Below are 19908 nucleotides of genomic sequence, written 5' to 3'. Positions count from 1 at the left end.
ATGCAACCTCAAGCTAACTTGAGATCAAGCTATTTTTGCGATACCTCTCGCTTCATGGCAAAACCTCTATCCAAAAACGATCTCATCCCCATAGGTGAAATGGCACGGCGCACGGGGCTGTCGGTTTCCGCGATCCGCTTTTATGAGGACAAAGGCCTTATTGAGCCGGTGCGCACATCCGGCAATCAACGGCGCTTTTTACGCTCCGACATTCGCCGGGTCAGCTTTATCCTGATCGCTCAGCAGCTTGGCCTGACGCTGGGTGAAATTGACGAAGAGATGCGAAAATTGCCCCATGGCCGCACGCCCAATGCGCGCGATTGGGAGGCGATCAGCCGTTCGATCCGCGCTGTACTCGACCGTAAGATCGCGCAGATGCAATCCATGCGTGACCGGCTCGATGGGTGCATTGGCTGCGGGTGTCTCAGCCTGAAACGCTGCGCGATCTATAATCCGGATGACAAAATGGCGCAGCTGGGGGCAGGGCCGCGCTACGTGCTCGATCCGCCCAAAGCGTCTTAGAATTCAGGCCCTAGCTCAGGGTCCAAGTCACGAGGGCGCGCAAAATGTACCAGCTTGCCAGTGAACTTCTTAAGGTCGGCCCAACTGTCGATATTGCATTCGAGCACCGCAAAGGCTGCGGTTGGAAACTTCACCGCTGCCTCTTTGAAAAGGTCGTTCTCATGCGCCGGTGAGACCAGCTCCAAAATCAATTCCTGTAAGCCTGGATTGTGGCCAGAAACCATAACTGCCTCAGCCTCTTCGCCGTCTTCGCCCATCGCATGCGCGGCGATCACTTCCATGATCGTGTCTGGGCTGGCGAGGTAGAGCTTCTGATCATAGACCGTTTTCATCTCTGGGATGGCAAGATCAATCGTGTCTTTTACGCGGACCGCAGGGCTGGCGACGACTTTGTCCCAAGCCACTCCGTGTGATCGAATGTGATCCCCAATCAGGCCAGCGCCGTCGCAGCCGCGCGCGTTTAGCCCGCGATCAAAATCGCGCGTGACGCCCGCTTCCCATTCGGACTTTGCATGGCGAAATATGCCAAGGATCTTCACGGTTGTTCTGCTTTCCCACCGGCCTTTGACGGTCAAAGGCGCTGCGCGTCACCCTATGGCAGCAATGCGGCGCAAAGCAAATGCGGCAGTCCCGCGCGCGCCATTCGTATTCCATCTGGGGAGGACGAACTGGGGAGGGCGTGCACAAAACTGCCGCGGGTCAGGCAAGTGCGAGGACTGCACTTGCCCGAGAATTGAAGCTTTAAATCAGACCTGCTCGGCAGCTTTGCGACCGATGGATGGCAGGCGGATGGGCTTGGCGCTTTTGCGAAACTCTTCCTTGTACCGTGGGTGCTCGGTCCCCATCAGGCGGTCCCAAAACGTGAAGTAAAACCCGTAATTGTGGCCAGAGGAATGGTGCAGATCGTGATGCGTGGTGGTGCTGATCCAATCGGTCCAGCGGTTATCAACCCAGCCTGCGGGAAACAGTTCACTGCCCGCATGCGCCATCACATTGCGAATGATCATGTGCCACAGGAATAGCAGCAGCGCGAAACCTGCATATTGGATGCCGACCAAGCTCGTCACCAGCAGGAATAGCGGCATGAACACAGCTTCCAACGCTGCTTCGATGGTTGTGAAACTGTAAGCAGTCCAGGGCGTTGGCGTACGCGACTTATGGTGGTGAAGGTGGGTGAGGCGAAACAGAGCTTTCGTGTGCATCGCGCGGTGGATCCAATAAAACCACGCATCATGCATCAGCACAATCAGCGCAAATTGCCACGCGACCGTTATCATCGGTGCTTCTTCGAGTTTGAGCTGGATCACACCCGTCTCGCGGCCCACCAACGTCGCTAAGGTAACTACTGCAAAGACGAACACCGTACGCAAGGATGAGAGCACTTCGCGACGGTAATCCGCCATGCTTGCCTTTCGGCTGCGCTGGATGCGCCGCGCGCTGGCCCAGCTGCGAAATACGAGCAGGAAGATGGTGCAAACGCCCGCCGCGATTAAATAGCGGCCAAGGTCGAAATAGAGCACATTCATAAAGTGCTCACTAACGCGTGTGACGGCGTATTCGAGGCTGCTTGGTTCGGGCGTTGCGGTCATTTCGTGATCCTTAGTAGCGGGATGCACAACGGTGTGACAGCCGCGCCGAGCAAAATCTCCTCAGACCCGAAAAATGCTGGTCGTTTTTGAATCTGACCGCGCTTTTTCAGTTTTGAACAGTCTCCAAGGCGGGCTCATCGGCGCTGTCACTGATCGCCAAGCGCCTGAAATCACTGGGTGTTGTGCCTGTCTCACTGCGAAAGGCACGGTTGAAGGTCGGCAGCGAATTATATCCCAAATCCATCGCGATGGTGAGCACGGGCAGATCCACATCGTCGCGATTGGACAGCTTTGCGCGAGCTTCTGTGATGCGGTGCCGGTTTAAGAAGGCGCTGAAATTGCGATAACCCATGCGCTGATTGATGAGAGCGCGAAGACGGTGTTCGGGCGTGTCGAGTTGGTCTGCGAGCTTTGCGATTGTCAGACCAGGTTCGCGGTATGCGCCTTCTGCCATCGCTGCGGTAAGCTTATCGTGCAGCACGGTTTCGGCAGGGGAAAGGTCGGGCAGGGTATCCGCTTCAGGTTCCGGCTTTTCTTCGGTTGCCACCAATAATTCGGGGTCTGCCTTGAGCAGAGCAATTCCGGAAAACAGTGTTATCAGCAGGATCAGTACCCCATTGATGAACTGCGCCCATGCGAAATCAGCGGTGGGCCCGCGAAATATCTCGTAAATCAACACCAGCGCCGTTTGAGCACCGATCAGTACGGGCAAGACCAGCCGAATAACGCGGCGCTTTTCGATCAGGTCATCTTCCCTGTCGATGAAGGCAACCCGGACCAGATCGACGATCAGCAAAAGCGAGATGGTGCGGTTTGCGTAAAATGCCAACGGGTCGAGCGAGGCGAAGAACGTGCCGATCACCCAAGAAACGAAAAGCGCGGCGATGGCCAATTGCGCAATATGACGCCTTGGTTCGCGCTCAAACAGTCTGCGCGCAAATAGCCACGCCCAAAATGGCGGTGTCATTGATACAAGGTTTAGCGCGTCGTCCGCCCAACCTGCCGGTTCCAATGCAGGTGTGGAATTGATCACATATGCGATTACGCTGACCAACAGGCCTACCAGCGAGAATTTTAAGCTGCCGCGCATTTCCCCTTCGACGACCTGCGCCAGCAACATCAGGCTGGCCCCGACTGACAGAATACGCACGAAATAGTCGATGTTCTCGATCATGCAGACTTATCTGGGATATTGATCGCGTTCTGTGAAGTCTCTTCGGCGGAAGCGGTTGCATCTTCGCCGATCAAACCGTCTTTGACCCGCGCCAAGGCTTCATCCAGCGTGACGCGGCGCACGCTCGTGCCTTCGGGGAAAGCGCTGAGCAGGCGGGAGGGGAAGGCAGCGGACAGGACGACGAAATGGCCGGCATCATCCTTATTACGGATTAGTCGGCCAAACGCTTGGGCAAGGCGGGCGCGGATGATGCGGTCATCATAGGTGCCACCGCCCCCAGCTGCGCGGCGAGCCTTGTGCAGAATGTCGGGGCGCGGCCACGGGACGGCTTCCATGACGACGCAGCGCAGAGATCGGCCCGGTACATCAACGCCGTCGCGCAGCGCATCGGTGCCCATCAGGCTGGCGCGTGGATCATCCCGGAATATATCGACCAGTGTTCCGGTGTCGATCGGGTCGACATGCTGAGCGTAAATCGGCAGGCCTTCGCGCGCCAATCGGTCGGCAATGCGACCATGCACCGCGCGCATCCGGCGGATCGCGGTGAATAGGCCAAGCACGCCGCCTTCGCTGGCTTCGATCAGCCGCGCATAGGCGCCCGCAAGGCCGGGAAGATCGCCTTTCTTCACGTCGGTGACGATCAGCACTTCGGCGCGGCTGGCATAGTCAAACGGGCTATTGGCTGCGGAAAGCATCGGCTCTGCTTCGGTGTGAACGGAGCCAGAGCGCGCGATGGCAGACTCCCACGGATCTCCGGCTTCAGCGCCTATTCGGTCGGTTAGTGTCGCGCTGGTCAGCATCACGCCGTGCGCTGGTTCGAGCACGACTTTTGCAAACGGCTTCATCGGATCGAGCCAACGTCGGTGGATCGCGACGTCAAATTCGCGCGCATCAGAGCGGTCGACAGCGAGCCAATCGACGAACTCAGGATCCGCCGGGCCACCCAACCGCTCCAGCAGCGCGCCCCAAGAATTGAGCAGATCAACCCGCCATTGCAGCGAGAAACGCGCGCCTTCGATCCGTGCTCTGCCTTGTCCATCGAGCCAATCGGGCGGGTCGGCGAGTACAGCCTCAAGCCTTCCGCCCAGCCGGATCAAAGGTCCGCGAATGCTGGCCAGCGCCTGCGCAGCATTGCCTGCCGCCTCAATCACTTCACGCGGCAACCCGCTTGCTTCGGTTTCAATCCCGTATCCCGCTTCCTGTCCGCCGCTTTCATCGCGGGCATAGGTCGCGGTGCGCACAGCTGAAAGGAGTGTTTCGACAGGGCCAGCGGGTTCGCCTTCGGTCAGGCGTTGCAGCCACCCTTCGCCGGGGAGCAATTTGCTCGCCTCGCACGCATCCTCAATGGCTTCGCCGCCTTCGTCGTCATAGCTGGCGACATCAGCCAGGCGCGCCGAGAGGCCACGACGGCGGCCTTTGTTCTTGCGTTCAGGGCCAATGATCCAGCGCCGCAGCTCAATCGCCTCTTGCCCTGAAAGCGTGGCCGCAAAGGTGCTGTCGGCAGCTTCGAAGACGTGGTGGCCCTCGTCGAAGACAATGCGGGTGGGCCGCTGTGCGTGGTCGCGGCCACGCGCTGCATTGACCATAACTAGCGCGTGGTTGGCGATCACCAGATCAGCCTGCGCTGAGTCCCGTGCGGCACGTTCGATAAAGCACTTTCGGTAGTGCGGGCACCCGGCATAGACGCATTCGCCGCGTTGATCGGTGAGGGCGGCAATGCCGCGCTTGCGGAACAATGTGCCAAGCCACCCGGGCAAGTCACCGCCGATCATATCGCCATCGCGCGTGAACGCCGCCCAGCGCGCGACCAGATGCGCGAGGATGGCAGGACGCCCGGCAAAGCCGCCTTGCAGCGCATCTTCGAGATTGAGGAGGCAAAGGTAATTCTCGCGTCCCTTTCGCACCACCACAGGCGGCGTTCCATCCGGGCGCTTAACCGGCCAAGCTCGGCGGCTCTCGCTGCGCAATTGCCGTTGCAAGTTCTTGGTAAAAGTTGAGACCCAGACCGTTCCACCCGAAGCGCCTGCCCATAGCGAAGATGGCGCCAGATAGCCCAGCGTCTTGCCGATCCCCGTTCCCGCTTGCGCCAAAGCAATATGCGGCACTTCGCGCGCTGTCCGCGGGGCAAAGATGCGTGCGACGTCCTTGGCGTAGGCGCGTTGGCCTTCGCGTTTCTCCGCGTCTTCTCCGGTTAGCGCATCAAGTTGATCGAGCACATGGTCTTCGGGCAATTCCACCTGACGGGGCGGCGCGCGTTCGCCGGTCTCTTCCCATTCGGGCAAAGTGGAAAAGAGCCATTTCTCGGCCTTTTCGGGCCTCGCAACATGCGGCTTGATCACTTGCGCCCACGGCCAACGCAGCCGCTCTAGCGATTGCAGCGCTGACCATGCGCCTTGCCGCTCAAACCATTCAGGGTCTTCGCACACTGCCACCATTGCTCCAGCTGCGCGTGCCAAGAACTCGGGCACCTTGTCGTCGCTGGCTGGCTCGTCTAGCTCCAAGGCCTGCGCCAGCCCGCGCGGGGTCGGCACGCAAAACCTTGCCGGGTGCACAAAGGCGAACAGCTCCAGCAGGTCCAAGCCCGATAAATCAGGATAGCCCAGCCGATTTGCCACCAGCGGCGCGTTCAGCAGCAGCACCGGCGTATCCGCCGCCGCCATGATCGCCTCGCCTTTCGACACGGCGCCCGTCGCGCCATTTGCCGGGCGCAACCAATTGCCGCCATGACTTGCATGCAGCGCGGGAAGGGGGAGGGGCTGAATTTCCACGGTCAAGTCACGATGATGCGATGCAAACGATATGTAAACGGATCGGCTAGATAGTTCTGTGGTTTGACCGAGTGTTTGGAGGACGCGAACGTGAAAAACATCGCCCTTTATCTAGCAGCGCCGTGCATGGCGCTCGCAATTCCTGTGGCCGCCCAAGAACAGGCAGCAGCAGATGTCAGCGCTGAGACGGAGGCGAGAATTGCCGCCGTCCAGAACAATGTCGATGCGTATCGCGCGGGTGATCTCGACGCGTTTGTGGCGACGTTCTCACCCGATGCCGAAATTTACATAAGCGGACAGGTCATCCGCGGACACGCGCAAATCAAAGAGCTGTACCGGCCTAACTTCAGACCCGGCGCACCGCAGCTCAAAATCTTCGACAGCGAAGTTACGGATCAATTAGTTTTCGTATCTGCAGGCTTCGTTCTGCCCAATGGCGAGGAAGTGTGCTGCTCAGCCATGGAAATCGAGGTCACTGACGGCAAAGTCAGCTATATCAGCACCAACTACCTGTTGATCTATCAGCAGGCCGATGGATCGCTCACTGCCAGCCTTTAACCCGGCCGCGAATTACCCTGTGTTTTCTAAGCGATTTTTAACCGTTTCACCTTAATCCAGTGCCCGGCTTTTCAGAGGATAAAAGATGAGCTTTGGTCGTAAAGGATTGGCGCCGGGTGAAACAGCGCCTGTGCAAACGGGTGGCTTTGGCCGCGCCGCACCTGCTGGAACGCCGATTGCCAGCGCAGCGCCTGCGGATGATATCGCGGCGAAGCGAGAGGCTTTTATCGCCGCTGAGCGCGCGCGTGCGGCCGGGCATAGCCCGACAGCTCCATCAGCAGCGCCTGAACACGATCCGCTCATCAATTTGCGCAACGTTAAGCCGAGTGAGCCGAGCCATATGCAAATGCGCCGTCCTGCTCAGCCGTTGGGGCTGGGCGTGTCGACCGGCAGCAATATGGGGCCCGGTTATAATAGTGGCTCTGGTGAGATGAGCGCTCAACAGGCGCTGGAAATCAAACAAGCCGCCCGCCAAATGGCAGATGGCGGCCGCTCTTACAGCGGTGGTTCTTTGGGAACCTATGACGCGCCAAGGACCAATTTCTTCTTCGGCGATCCGGCAGGGCGCAATCTGGGCATCGCCTATTTGCTCTGGTTTGTCTTAGGCCAGTTTTCGCTGCACCGCTTTTACTGCGGTCAGAAAGACAGCGCGATCATTCAAATGGCGCTATGGATGTTCAGCCTTGTGACGCTATTCATCTTCCCGCCCATCGGCCTTCTTGGCATCGTCGTTTGGTGCTGCTGGATTTTTGGCGATCTGTTTATGATCCCGGGAATGCTGAAGAAATTCCAAGCCGAGCATGATTATCGCGGGATTTTTGCGTAAGGTCGCCTTGGATCTGTTGTGGTCTAGGGGCGCTTAAACTCGGTGAGCAAGCACCATGATGCGCTGATCCACTAAGAGCCACTTCCCTTAAATAACAAAGTCATGGTGCTGTACCCTCTTCTTGACAGGCGGCATAATAGTTAGATAGCTAACTAAATATATCGAATCAGGAGCGCACAATGGCAGCGACACGTAGAAAGATATTAATGTTTGGCGGAGCCGCAGCTGCGGTCACGATCGCGGGTGGATGGCACATGCTTGCGAACCCTTCACTCGCACGCGCCTCTGCGCCTTGGACTGCGGCAGGTGGAGGGTTCGCTGATGCTAGGCTTAGCGCGCTTTCTTATGCGATCCTCGCGCCCAATCCTCATAATATTCAACCTTGGCAGTTCGCCTTGGTGGGCGAGGATCGGATCGACGTCGCATGCGATCTAGAGCGGAGATTGCCGCATACTGATCCCTTTGATCGGCAGATCACCATCGGTTTCGGGTGCATGATTGAGCTGTTGAGGCAGGCCGCTGCACAGCTTGGCTACAGCGCCAATATCGAAGCATTTCCAGATGGTGAGGGGCAACCTCGTCTGGGCACTGGCCGCATCGCGAGTGTGACATTTGTCGCTGATCGGCCAACGCGCGATCCTTTGTTTGCCAGCGCATTGACGCGCCGTTCTAATAAAGAGAACTATATCGACAGGGCTGTTTTGGATGACACCTTTGCCGAAATCGCCGCGGCCGTAAGCGCACCCGTTCAGTTCGGTCACACGCAAAGCGCTGAGCAATTCGAAGCGGTTAAGGCCAATGCTTGGAAAGGTTGGCAAGTTGAGCAAGAGACCGCAGCCACGCGGCGCGAAAGCATCGAACTCATGCGGTTTGGCAATAAAGCGATTGTGGCGCAGCCCGATGGGATCGATATGGGCGGCGCGTTTTTGAGCGCGGGCCATGCTGCTGGCATTGTTACGCCCGAAACGCTCGATACGCCGGGCAGTTATGCCTATCAAAGCGGCTTCGACATGTACCGCACCATGGTTGAAAGCACGAAGCATTGGGCGTGGATCACAACGCCGGTCAATAGCCGCGAAGAGCAGTTGCAGGCCGGTGCCGCATGGATCCGGTTGAACCTTGCCGCTCAATCGCAAGGCGTCGCTGTTCACCCTTGGAGCCACACGCTTCAGGAGTTTCCCGAGATGGCGACGCTCTATTCCGAATTGCGCGAATTGCTTGCGCCCGGCGGTGAGACTATTCAGATGCTTGCTCGGGTCGGCTATGGCCCGGAAGTGCCTGCGAGCCCGCGCTGGCCGTTAGAAGCAAAGTTGGTTGATGCCTGACGACAAAACTAGATCCTTAAAAGAGCAGCCTGCTGGCGACCCCATTGCCTATCAACTGTTCAATGAGATCGGTATCATTAGCCAATTGTCGAACGCAGCCTTTCGCGAAGTTTTGCCCCCACCGCTGAACACTGCGATGTTTGGCGTTTTGAACAATGCGGTGCGATTGGGCGATGGCAAGACGCCAAGCGCGCTTGCCTCAGCCTTTCAAGTGACGCGGCCGAGCATGACGGCCACATTGCGTAAGCTTGAACGCGCTGGCTTTGTTGAGATAAGACCGGGTCAGGGCGATGGCCGCACCAAGCGGGTCTGGATTACCGAAAAGGGTCGCTCGGCGCGCAATGAAGCGGTCAAGGCAACCGAGGTGTTGTTTGCACGCATCGGGCCGTTGGTGGAAGCTTTGGATATGCCGCGCCTCGTCAGCGAGCTTGCGCAGCTGCGCGAAGTTCTTGATGCAGATCGCGATTGAGCGCAGTTTTTGGGGTGGCTGCTGTCCTACAGGCGGTGAAACGCATATGCTTTGCCCGCTATGTCCAATCAGCAATTCCAACACGCTTTCGCACGAAAGGTGACAGTTAGCGGCGCCCAAAGTGCCGCTGAACCCCGGAGTTCTGCGGGTTTGCGGGCTGTTCCATTATTTTCAAAGCATACCCTTGCGCGGTCCACCGCGCGCGCCGCATCGGGAACCAACCCGGTGGATTCGCGCTTGCAACTCCATCACCCTTGCATCAAAGCGCCCCCACTATGACTGACAGCACACTCCAAGAGACCGCTCGCAACTCCAAAGCCTGGCCCTTTCAAGAGGCTCAGCGCCTCGCCAAACGGCTTCGGAACGGAAAACCCGGCGGTGGTCCAGTGCTGTTCGAAACCGGCTATGGCCCATCAGGCCTGCCGCATATCGGCACGTTTCAGGAAGTGCTGCGCACCACCTTCGTGCGCCGCGCTTACGAAGCGTTGACGGGTGAGAAGACGCGTCTGGTTGCCTTTAGCGATGACATGGATGGCCTTCGCAAAGTGCCTGACAATGTGCCGAACAAGGAGATGCTGGCTGCGCATCTGGGTAAGCCGCTCTCGCGCATCCCAAGCCCGTTTAGCAACGAACATGAGAGCTTCGCAGCCCACAACAACGCGATGCTGCGTGCCTTCCTCGACCAGTTCGAGTTCGACTACGAGTTCGTGAGCTCCTCTGACCGCTACAACTCAGGCGCTTTCGACGATGCGCTGCGTGGCGTCTTGCGCGGGTTTGACGCAATCCAAGACATTATGCTGCCCACATTGGGTGAAGAGCGCCGCAAGACCTACTCCCCCGTGATGCCGATCAGCCCGACCACAGGCGAAGTGCTGCAAGTGGCAATCGAAGTGGTCGATGCCGAAGCAGGCATGATCCGCTTCACCGATACGGACGGCAATGTGGTCGAGCAGTCGGCGCTTGGCGGCATGTCGAAGTGTCAATGGAAGGTCGACTGGGCCATGCGCTGGGTCGCGCTGGGCGTCGACTACGAGATGTATGGCAAGGACCTGACCGATAGCGGCGTGCAATCAGGCAAGATCGCCCGCGTCCTCGGCGGCAACAAGCCCGAAGGCCTGATCTATGAGCTGTTCCTTGATGAGAAGGGCGAGAAGATCAGCAAGTCCAAAGGCAATGGCCTGACGATTGAGGATTGGCTGCAATATGGCTCTGATGAGAGCCTGGGTTTCTACATCTTCCCCAATCCCAAAAGCGCAAAGCAGCTCCATGCAGGCGTCATTCCCAAAGCGATTGACGACTACTGGCAGTTTCGCGAGCGTCTGCCTACGCAAGGTCTGGACAAGCAGATGGGTAACCCTGCTTGGCACTTGCTGCGTGCCAACATCGATGGGGCTGGGGTAGAGGCTCCCGGCGCTGGTGATACGCTCGCGGTACCATACAGCTTGCTCCTCAACCTTGTGAGTGTGCTTGGGCTGGAAGCAACGCCTGCTAACCTCGCTGAGTATGTGGCGAGCTACACGGGGCAGCCTGTCGAAGACCCAGCGCTGCTGCGACTGATCGAGTGCGCGGTGAACTACAACCGCGACTTCGTGGCGCCAACGCTTGCAAAGCGTGCGCCTGAGGGCGGGGAAGTGGGAGCGCTTAAGGAGCTTGATGCTCAGCTTGCGGCGGCTAATGCAGATGCGAGCGCTGAGGACTTGCAGACCATGGTCTATGAGATCGGTAAGAACGAGGCATACGGTTTTGAGTCCTTACGCGACTGGTTCAAAGGGCTCTACCAAACGCTGCTAGGATCAGAGCAAGGCCCCCGCATGGGCAGCTTCATCGCGCTGTACGGCGTGGAGCCAACGCGCAAGCTGATCGCAGAGGCATTGGAGAAGGCGTAGGAGAGGACGCTCACCCGGATGGGTGAGCGCAAAGCGGAAACCACTTTCCTACTTCCAAGCTCGCGTGCGATACCATTTGGTGATGATGTATTTGGACCCTTTCACCACAGGGGTTCCCGCATGCATCGTGTCCTCATTAGGACGGCCATCCGGCAGGGCGTTATTCCAGATCAGGAGCACGCCGGGCTTAGGCTCAATCTTGATGCCGATGTGAGTGAAGTGGGTTTCACCGCCTTCTTCGACATCATTGAGGAATACCATCGCAGTCCATGAACGCTGACCGCCGCGTTTGCGTTCTGACAGCCAGTACTTTTCGGTTGTATAGAACCAGTCATTATGCGGCTTGAACTGTTGGCCCGGAAGGTAGCGTTGGCCTTGAATGGGCTCACCGACTTTGGGATCGAGGCCAAGGATATCGTCAATGCGCCGGCTGATCCCGCGCACGAAACTGTCATGCGGGTCGAGATCGCCCGAATAGGAGGTTCGAAAGCCGCTTTCATAGCCGATTTCATGCAAGGAAGATGGCCGCGCGGTCGCATCGACCATCAGGCACAAACGGTCACATTCTGCCTTTGTCAGAAAGTCGCCCACGGCGAACAATTCTGCCATGTCGTTCTCGATCTCGTAAACGCCGGGGTCGGCGGTCAGTCGCTCTCGCACGGTTTTGCCAACCCGGCGAAGGGCGTCTTGATCAGGGATGGTCTCAGTCTTTGCCATGAGGCTTGCTTAGCAATCAGCGCAGCCATCGCAAGAGGAGCAAGCTCGCTTTGACCAAAAGCAAAACCCCCGCCGGATTGCTCCAGCAGGGGCGCTTCGTCCAGAGGACCACTACGTCACCAGAAGAAGTCGTGGATCACATCAACCACTTCACCGGTGTAGATATCTACAAGGACCACATCGTCATAGTACCTGACCCAGCGATACGGACCGTAGACTGAAGGCAAGCGATAAGCCCAAGGATCGTGGATGTAGTACCGCGATGAGAAGAACAGGCTATCGAGGTGGAACCCGATCCGAAGACGATTGTAGCGGTGTGACCTGTAAGGCGCGTAGTAACGGCCAAGGCGGAAGATGCTCCGGTTCGTGCGGCGATAGTCACGCCATCCAAAGCGGCGATCACTGCGCCAACCGTGACGGTTCCACCGTCGGAAGTCCCGGCGACGTTCTGCGCGCCGCTCCGCACGGCGACCATCTCTCACGCCGTTACGATAGGAGTTGCGACGTTCAAACCGGCGCTCTGCTCTGCGCTCACCGCGCCGTTCGGCCCGACGTTCTCCCCGGCGATCAAACCGACGCTCACCGCGACGTTCGACCCTGCGGTCTGACCGGCGATCAAAACCGCGATTTCCCCGGCGTTCGACCCGATCCGCGCGGCGATCACCGCGACGTTCGATTCGGTCAGCCCTGCGATCACCACGACGTTCAATACCATCTGCGCGGCGTTCGCTGCGACGATCAACTCGGCGTGCTTCGCCATTACGACCGCGCCGCTCAAGACGATCAGCCCGGCGATCACCGCGCCGCTCTACATTGCCTGCACGGCGCTCAGAGCGGCGGTTCACGCCATCTGCGCGGCGTTCGCTACGACGATCTACACGATCAGCGCGGCGTTCTGACCTACGCTCGCTGCGGGGCTCAGTGCGCTGTCCGCTGCGTCGCTGCGCCCGCCGCTCCTGACGATCTACGCTTGAATCTGCCTGTCTTGCGCTGGAATTTCCACGCTGGCGAATCTGGCGCCCGCGATTGGGCCGTTCCGAACGACGGTTCTGACGGCGCTGAGCGCGTCTATCCTGACGGTCCTGCGCCATTTCCGCAGAGCTTTCCGCTGTCTCAAGGCTCGCGGCCTCAGCAGCTTCGGGTGGTGCGACAAAGGCTAGTGCAAGCGCAAGAGCCGGTAACGCACTGCCCCTTAGAAGAAGGGTAATGTCCATGAGTTGCCTCCGTTTGTGCCGCCCCACCACTCACGGCTTGTTAGTTCCTGTTGATATGCACGTTTCTAGCGGTGAGTCGATGTCCTGACCCTTAACCACCCGTTTAGGCTTACGTTAATGTTCGAGCTCGGTTACCTGAACGCCTTGACCGGGGCTGACTTAGCCACAAAGAGGCAGGTCTATGTTTGAAAAACTTGATGAAGTGCGGCGCGACTTGGTGGGACGACTGGCCCGCGCGGCAAAGGACAGAAAATCTCCGATGCATGTGCCAGCGGTCGTGACAAGCGATGTCGATGCTCGCGGCATGGTGCTGCGCGAATTTGACAATGAGGCCTGGACGTTACGCTTTCACACCGACACGCGCGCACCAAAGGTAGCAGCCATTGAGGCAGATCCTCGCATGGCTGTCTTGTTTTACGATAAGAGCGCCAAAATCCAGATTAGAGTGCGCGGTACTGGCAGCGTATTAAGAAATGCGCCCGTGACTCAGGCTGCATGGGACAAAGGATCAAACTTTGCGAGGCGCTGTTACCTCGGTGACGGACCTGGCACGCTGGGAGATGAGCCAACTTCGGGTTTGCCAGCAGATTTTGAAGGCGTCGAACCGAGCGATGATCAGCTGGTTTCAGCGCGCGAGAACTTCGCCGTCTTGCTGGTAGAACTCACTGAGATGGATTGGCTGTATCTTGCGCATACGGGACATGTCCGGGCGCAATTCACTAGAACTGATGCACAATGGGAAGGGCGCTGGGTTTCGCCCTAAGCTGCTTTTGTGGCGGAGCTGCAGTTTGCATCGACTGGCGCTGGCAGTAGGACAATTTCTTCCCACTCGGTTGCGGTTAGCACTCGGTCTTCGCCATCTGATTGTGCGGCGTCCAAGGCAGAACCAGCGCGGGCATGCCATTCTTCAACGCTCTCTCCGCTGCGGCGGGCGGCAACTCCAATGCTTGCTGTGACGCCAAATCCTGAGGCCATGCCTTCGACCGAAGTATCCGCGATGGTTTCGAGCAATCGGCGCGCGATCGCGCCCGCCTCTTGTTCGCTCGCGCCCTCGGCAACGACGACAAAGGATGCATCACCCGCTGGTCCATCGGCCTCGATCATAATGTCGCTCTTGCGAAGACCGGAACGCATGACTTGAGCGACTTGTGCAATCGCTTCATCACGGGTTTCTTGTCCCCAGATCGTGCGCATCTGATTTAGATGATCAATCCTGCCGCGCAAAACCGCGCCGCTTGGATGCTTGGGAGATACGCGACGCTCAACCGCACGCGCTTCCTTTCGCAAACGAGGTGCATCGAATAGGTCGGAAAGCGGGTCTGCATCGGGATGAGGACGATGTCCCCAGCGGATTGCAAACAGAGTTAGAAACAGGGCCGCGCAAACTGCGACGATAAGACCCATGACCGGATCAGAAATCGGTGCTTGCACCAATTCTTCCATTAAGACTGCCCCTGTCTCTTCTCCGGCGTTGGTTTGCCCATGCGAAGTTAATTGAGAGTAAAGGGTGCGAGAGCTTTCTGCGGCGCAGGGGAAACGCCAGCGCTGTTAAGCTCAGTCTTCAGGCGTGTTCCACTCGACTAACTTCAATCCTGTAAGCTTCCCGCGCGCTTCATTGCCATCTCGCGTTTCGAAGAACTCTACGGATCCTTGCAGGGCACCCATATTGAGCTTTGCATCCAGCAAAACACACTCGCCAGCTGCCAAGGAAACAGTTTCGGATGTCGCCGTACCCTTGGTTTGGCTCGCCATGAGCGCAGCAATCGTATGCTCACCAGGCGTGACATCAGCTTTGCAGAAACGACCTGTGCGAAATTGCGTCGTGAGTGAATCATCAATGGTAATGTTCATGCCCTGTTGGCCCGCAACGAACCCCTTACGCATGACGTAAATCGCGGCCATCCCGTCAGTAGCGGTGAACTGCCGTGCCTGTGCCGCAGTGGCCTCATCAGCCTCTGCACCACCCTTATTGCGCATAAAGACCACGACTATGAATATGATGACCGGCGCCAACAGCAGTAGGCCGAGCGTTGGAAAGATAATTCCGAGGACAAGCCCAATTACGATTGCGCCGATGATCAGCACGAGGTTCTTTTGAGTGATGTTCATAACAGGCTCTCTTGCAAATCCGTGTGGCTATTAGCGGGTAAGCTTTTTGTAAGCGAGGCGAGTTGGTCGATCCGCTGCATCACCCAAACGGCGGCGCTTATCTTCTTCGTAAGCTTCAAAGTTGCCCTCAAACCATTCGACATGGCTGTTGCCTTCGAATGCGAGAATGTGGGTCGCAAGACGATCGAGGAAGAAGCGGTCGTGCGAGATCACCACGGCGCAGCCCGCGAAGTTCTCAATCGCATCTTCAAGCGCACCCAAGGTTTCCACGTCGAGATCGTTGGTCGGTTCGTCCAGCAGCAGAACGTTTCCGCCTTGCTTAAGCATTTTTGCCATGTGGACGCGGTTGCGCTCACCACCAGAAAGCTTGCCGACATTCTTTTGTTGGTCGGCCCCTTTAAAGTTGAATGCTCCAACATAGGCGCGTGTTGACGTGTCGTGACCGTTGACCTGCATGTAATCGAGACCGTCGGAGATTTCCTCCCAGACATTATTCGATGGCGTCAGATCATCGCGAGACTGATCGACGTAGCCCAGATGCACAGTGTCGCCGATCTCAATGGACCCGGTATCAGGCGTTTCCTGGCCCGTAATCATCTTGAATAGGGTAGACTTGCCCGCACCGTTGGGGCCAATGACGCCGACGATGCCGCCAGGTGGCAGCATGAAAGACAGGTTTTCAAACAGCAGCTTGTCGCCATAGGCTTTCGAAATGTTTTTGGCCTCAATCACCTTGCCGCCGAGCCGTTCAGGCACCTGAATGACAATCTGCGCTTTGCCCGGAGTGCGTTGACCTTGAGCCTCTTGCAGCTCTTCAAATTTGCGAACACGCGCTTTTGACTTGGTCTGGCGAGCAGACGGCGTTTGCCTGATCCACTCGAGTTCGCGGGCTAGAGCCTTTTGCTTGCCCGATTCCTCGCGGCTTTCCTGCTCCAGACGCTTGGCCTTCTTCTCGAGATAGGTCGAGTAATTGCCCTCGTAAGGGTAGTAGGTGCCGCGATCGAGTTCCAGGATCCACTCCACTACATTGTCGAGGAAGTAGCGATCGTGGGTGATCATCAGGACGGCACCGGCATAGTCCTTGAGGTGGTTTTCAAGCCACTCAACGCTTTCTGCGTCAAGGTGGTTGGTCGGTTCGTCGAGCAAAAGGATTGAAGGCTTCTGGATTAGCAGCCGGGTAAGGGCAACGCGGCGTTTTTCACCACCCGAAAGGTTGTCGACAGGGCTGTCAGAAGGTGGGCAACGAAGGGCCTCCATTGCGATTTCGAGCTGATTGTCGAGCGTCCAGCCGTCAACCGCGTCAATCTTGGTCTGAAGCTCAGCCATCTCATCGCCCAGCGCGTCGAAATCAGCGTCTGGTTCAGCCATTTGAGCAGAAACGGCGTTGAAGCGTTCGACCAATTCAGCTGTTTCCTTGGCCCCTTCGCGCACATTTTCGAGCACGGTCTTAGTCGTATCGAGCTCGGGTTCCTGCGGGAGATAGCCGACCGTGATGTTCTCACCGGCCCATGCTTCGCCCGAAAAGTCAGTGTCGATACCGCCCATGATTTTCATCAGGGTCGATTTGCCAGCACCATTGGGGCCGACAATGCCGATTTTTGCGCCTTGGTAGAACTGTAAATTGATGTTGCTCAAAACGGGTTTTTGAGCGCCCGGAAAGCTTTTGGTCATACCTTTCATCACAAAAGCATATTGCGCTGCCATCGGCTTGTTCCTTGTTCGTCGAATAATGGAGAGGTTTTGTTGCTAGGCCAGATAGGCGCGCTGGTGAGTTGGAGCAAGCAAGACCTTACGTGTTTGCCCCCAGGATCAACATTTAGAGCCAGTTAGTATGGCGAAGTAATAGAAGGAACGAAGGACCAAAAGGCGATATGCAAGGACAGATTTTGATCTTTGTTTTTCCGGCAATAACGCTGATTCTTTCCGCGTTATTTGCTGCGCTTTGGTGGCCCGACAGGTCAAAGTTGCACGTGCTGGCCTATTCCTTTGGCTTTGCCTCCATGGCCGCGGGCGTCATTCTGAACATTTTTCTGCTTGGCGGAATTGGTCCCCTGGGCATCCTTTCCTACCATATCATGTCGATGGCTGGCCTTATCGCGATCATGTGGGGCACGAGCGCACGACTAGGATTGCGACTGCCCATTGCGGTCTACTTTGCTACGGTCGCAGCCACATCGGTGCTGTTGTGGATCACAAGCGCCACTGGCGAACGTCAAGCGATGATGACCGCGCAGAACTTGAATTCGGCGCTTCTGCTTGCTCTCACCGCTCAAAACCTCTGGTACGCCGGCGCGCGCAATGCGGTTGATCGTATCATAATTTGGACCTTTTGCGGCTTTGCACTTTTTGGTTTCACCCGCCCGTTCATGACGATTTACGCAGAGCAGGTTTTCGGACCGGGCGAGGAAGGCGCAGCCATGCTGATGTCTTTCCATGTGCTGGTTCTTTGCCTGCTGATGGTATTGCTTGGACTATCGCTCGCGGCGTCGGTCCTGCTTGATAAGCAAGAAGCCGACAAACAATTGGCTACGCAAGATGCGCTAACGGGCCTTCCAACACGCGGAGCTTTTGAGGCTTTGGCAAAAGACATGCTTGAACGTTCGTCGAGCGAGCGCGTGCCTGTCAGTTTGATTGTTGGAGACATCGACCACTTCAAACGCGTCAATGACACATTTGGCCATAATGCGGGTGATAAGGTCATTGCGGACTTTGGTCGTTTGATCGCCTCGCGTGTCCGACCGCGCGATGTCGCCGGGCGCATTGGCGGCGAAGAGTTTTGCATCGTGGCTTGGAATTGCGGTGAAGAGGGCGCGGTGGCGCTTGCCGAACGCCTTCGTATGGCTTTTGTCGATACACGCCATGACGGTCTCCCGATCGACGAAGTGACGAGCGCAAGCTTTGGTGTGGCTGAGTTTCAACCCGGCGCAGACTATTCTCGCACTTTTGAGCGTGCCGATGCTGCCCTCTACACAGCGAAGCGTTCCGGCCGGAACCGGGTCGTGGGTGAGCGGACTGGTGATTTTGCGCAGCCTTTGACAAGAGAATTCAATCCAGAGAGCAGCAAAGCCAACCACGACAAGGTTGTTTCGCTAGCCGGGCGAAAGTCACGTTAGCGTCAATATTGCTTGGGCAGTTGAGCGTCGGCTGGACAGGCTTGGTTCTGCTCGATAGCTAACGGGCGCATGAAAGCATCACATTTCCTCGCCGCGACAGCGGCCTTCGCATTTACAGCTCCTCTTTCCGCTGAGAACCACTCGGGCACTGGAAGCGCACCTAGCCTAGAAACTGTTGCGAGCGAGGCGCTTGCAGGCGACACATACGCTTGGGATTTCGTCGAAGGGGTCACGACTGAGGTCGGCCCGCGTCAGGCGGGGACAGAGGCAGAAACGCGAGGCCGTGTTTGGGCAATGGACTGGCTTGAACGACATGGCTTTGCCAATGTTGCTGATGAACCATTCGAGATGGAAACGTGGGTACCGGGCGATTTGCACCGGGCCGAGATAACCAGCCCCTTTCCCCAACCACTAGTAATACAGCCTCTGGGCGGCAGCGCCTCGACTGGACCTGACGGGATCACAGCTGAAGTCGTGATGTTCGAAAATGTCGACGCTCTGCGCGCCGCGCCTGCGGGGAGCCTCGAAGGCAAAATTGCCTATATCTCGCATTCAATGACGCCGACACAGGATGGTTCGCAATATGGCTTTGCAGGGCCAGCGCGCTGGGTGGGCGCGGGCATCGCTAAAGAGAAAGGCGCCGTCGCAACCGTGATTAAGTCGGTTGGCACCGATTATCACCGCAACCCGCATGTGGGGGGCACGACTTTTCGTCGCGCGGATGGATCGACCGATGTGGGCCGGGTTGTGCCTACGCCTGCAGGTGCGCTGTCACTGCCTGATGCAGCCAATCTTGAGCGCATGTTCGAACGCGCCAATGGTCGCCCCATCGTGATGAAACTGACTCTGACACCAGAGAATCTTGGCACAACAATCAGCGGCAATGTTGTGGGTGAGGTCGTTGGACGCAACCCGGAATTGCCGCCCGTTTTGCTGGCGTGTCACCTCGATAGTTGGTGGAATGCTCCGGGGGCCTTTGATGATGGAGCGGGCTGCGGGATTATCGCGGCTGCGGCCCTGAACGTCCAAAAGACAGGGCAACCATTGCGGACCATTCGCGTGCTGTTCGCAGGCGCAGAGGAAGTCGGCCTGTTCGGGTCCACTGCTTATTCACAGGCTCACATCAATGAACCGATTGCGGTCGGTCTGGAAAGTGATTTTGGCGCGGACCGTATCTGGCGGTTTGAGAGCAATTTTCGCGAAAGCAATACCGATCTTCATAACCGGCTTGCCAGCGCAGTGGCGCGGTTTGGAGTGGCCAATTCAACAATCGTCGCGCGCGGCGGAGCGGATCTCAACATTGTTCGCGATCAGGGCGGGGCGATCATTGATTTGCAACAAGATGGAACGCGCTATTTTGACTTGCATCACACCCCTGACGACACGCTCGACAAAATTGATCCGGTGCAATTGCGGCAAAATGTAGCTGTTTGGACGACTGTTGCGGGCATTCTGGCGAATGAAAGCACCTCGATCCAAACCGGCGGTTCAATCCCAAGCGCGCCAGCGATTATGGGCGGTGAATAAAGCGGCTAAAGACCTGATGAAAAAGCGTTTTCCGCTAGCACCAAATTTTCGCCGCTGAACGCCATTCTAGGTAACTCAACTAAAGAGCAAATTAACCTTATTGCCCTAGCC

Annotated in this window: 18 protein-coding genes; 9 read left to right on the top strand and 9 right to left on the bottom strand. The window is 57.4% G+C overall.

From position 1 onward, the window contains the following. Positions 1-54: 54 nt before the first annotated feature. Positions 55-522: a redox-sensitive transcriptional activator SoxR gene (gene soxR / locus AC0V6N_RS08000; RefSeq protein WP_486171044.1), complete on the top strand. Its 468-nt coding sequence runs from the start codon at positions 55-57 to the stop codon at positions 520-522. Here the strand turns inward: soxR and AC0V6N_RS07995 are convergent. The 4 genes from AC0V6N_RS07995 to AC0V6N_RS07980 form a co-directional block, all read right to left on the bottom strand. Then, positions 519-1061 carry a SixA phosphatase family protein gene (locus AC0V6N_RS07995; RefSeq protein ID WP_486171043.1) on the bottom strand — a complete coding sequence of 181 codons (543 nt, stop codon included), beginning with the start codon at positions 1059-1061 and terminating at the stop codon, positions 519-521. The two genes, soxR and AC0V6N_RS07995, sit on opposite strands and share 4 nt — an antisense overlap. 207 nt (positions 1062-1268) lie before the next feature. Further along, positions 1269-2111, bottom strand: a complete 843-nt coding sequence (locus AC0V6N_RS07990) for a sterol desaturase family protein (RefSeq protein ID WP_486171042.1) — start codon at positions 2109-2111, stop codon at positions 1269-1271. 106 nt (positions 2112-2217) lie between these two features. Then, positions 2218-3285: a helix-turn-helix domain-containing protein gene (locus AC0V6N_RS07985; protein ID WP_486171041.1), complete on the bottom strand. Its 1068-nt coding sequence runs from the start codon at positions 3283-3285 to the stop codon at positions 2218-2220. Next, entirely contained in the window at positions 3282-6047 is a 2766-nt protein-coding gene (locus tag AC0V6N_RS07980) for an ATP-dependent DNA helicase (RefSeq protein WP_486172449.1), read from the bottom strand. Before AC0V6N_RS07980 ends, AC0V6N_RS07985 begins: the two co-directional genes overlap by 4 nt. Before the next feature lie 96 nt (positions 6048-6143). On the opposite strand from AC0V6N_RS07980, the gene AC0V6N_RS07975 reads away from it, so the two are divergent. From AC0V6N_RS07975 to AC0V6N_RS07955, 5 genes are all read left to right on the top strand, one after another. After that, positions 6144-6611 (top strand): nuclear transport factor 2 family protein, encoded by a 468-nt coding sequence (locus AC0V6N_RS07975; RefSeq protein ID WP_486171040.1) that lies wholly within the window; start codon positions 6144-6146, stop codon positions 6609-6611. An 85-nt stretch (positions 6612-6696) separates the two neighbouring features. Beyond that, on the top strand, positions 6697-7437 hold the full coding sequence (locus AC0V6N_RS07970; protein WP_486171039.1) for a TM2 domain-containing protein: 741 nt from the start codon (positions 6697-6699) through the stop codon (positions 7435-7437). 179 nt (positions 7438-7616) lie between these two features. Beyond that, entirely contained in the window at positions 7617-8762 is a 1146-nt protein-coding gene (locus AC0V6N_RS07965) for an Acg family FMN-binding oxidoreductase (RefSeq protein ID WP_486171038.1), read from the top strand. Further along, positions 8755-9231 (top strand): MarR family winged helix-turn-helix transcriptional regulator, encoded by a 477-nt coding sequence (locus tag AC0V6N_RS07960; RefSeq protein ID WP_486171037.1) that lies wholly within the window; start codon positions 8755-8757, stop codon positions 9229-9231. The genes AC0V6N_RS07965 and AC0V6N_RS07960 overlap by 8 nt, the downstream gene beginning before the upstream one ends. Positions 9232-9506: 275 nt before the next feature. Then, a complete protein-coding gene (locus AC0V6N_RS07955) occupies positions 9507-11117 on the top strand; it encodes a lysine--tRNA ligase (protein WP_486171036.1) in 1611 nt (536 codons plus the stop codon). A gap of 48 nt (positions 11118-11165) precedes the next feature. On the opposite strand, the gene AC0V6N_RS07950 is transcribed toward AC0V6N_RS07955, so the two are convergent. Next, positions 11166-11834: a prolyl hydroxylase family protein gene (locus tag AC0V6N_RS07950; protein WP_486171035.1), complete on the bottom strand. Its 669-nt coding sequence runs from the start codon at positions 11832-11834 to the stop codon at positions 11166-11168. A 116-nt stretch (positions 11835-11950) separates the two neighbouring features. Then, positions 11951-13048 (bottom strand): RcnB family protein, encoded by a 1098-nt coding sequence (locus AC0V6N_RS07945; RefSeq protein ID WP_486171034.1) that lies wholly within the window; start codon positions 13046-13048, stop codon positions 11951-11953. 181 nt (positions 13049-13229) lie between these two features. On the opposite strand from AC0V6N_RS07945, the gene AC0V6N_RS07940 reads away from it, so the two are divergent. Then, positions 13230-13811, top strand: a complete 582-nt coding sequence (locus AC0V6N_RS07940; RefSeq protein ID WP_486171033.1) for a pyridoxamine 5'-phosphate oxidase family protein — start codon at positions 13230-13232, stop codon at positions 13809-13811. On the opposite strand, the gene AC0V6N_RS07935 is transcribed toward AC0V6N_RS07940, so the two are convergent. From AC0V6N_RS07935 to ettA, 3 genes are all read right to left on the bottom strand, one after another. Continuing rightward, positions 13808-14491, bottom strand: coding sequence for a GGDEF domain-containing protein (locus AC0V6N_RS07935; RefSeq protein ID WP_486171032.1), 684 nt, complete (start codon positions 14489-14491; stop codon positions 13808-13810). The two genes, AC0V6N_RS07940 and AC0V6N_RS07935, sit on opposite strands and share 4 nt — an antisense overlap. 111 nt (positions 14492-14602) lie before the next feature. Then, on the bottom strand, positions 14603-15157 hold the full coding sequence (locus tag AC0V6N_RS07930) for a hypothetical protein (protein WP_486171031.1): 555 nt from the start codon (positions 15155-15157) through the stop codon (positions 14603-14605). A gap of 30 nt (positions 15158-15187) precedes the next feature. After that, positions 15188-16861, bottom strand: a complete 1674-nt coding sequence (ettA, locus tag AC0V6N_RS07925; RefSeq protein ID WP_486171030.1) for an energy-dependent translational throttle protein EttA — start codon at positions 16859-16861, stop codon at positions 15188-15190. A 167-nt stretch (positions 16862-17028) separates the two neighbouring features. Here ettA and AC0V6N_RS07920 point away from each other — a divergent pair, with 167 nt between their 5' ends. After that, the gene (locus AC0V6N_RS07920) at positions 17029-18270 is read left to right on the top strand and encodes a GGDEF domain-containing protein (RefSeq protein ID WP_486171029.1); all 1242 of its coding nucleotides are present in this window, start codon (positions 17029-17031) and stop codon (positions 18268-18270) included. A 69-nt stretch (positions 18271-18339) separates the two neighbouring features. After that, the gene (locus tag AC0V6N_RS07915) at positions 18340-19797 is read left to right on the top strand and encodes a M28 family peptidase (protein ID WP_486171028.1); all 1458 of its coding nucleotides are present in this window, start codon (positions 18340-18342) and stop codon (positions 19795-19797) included. Positions 19798-19908: the final 111 nt, after the last annotated feature.

This window comes from Erythrobacter sp. S57(2025) (genome assembly GCF_057365055.1).
This window is presented reverse-complemented; position numbering and strand designations above follow the sequence as displayed.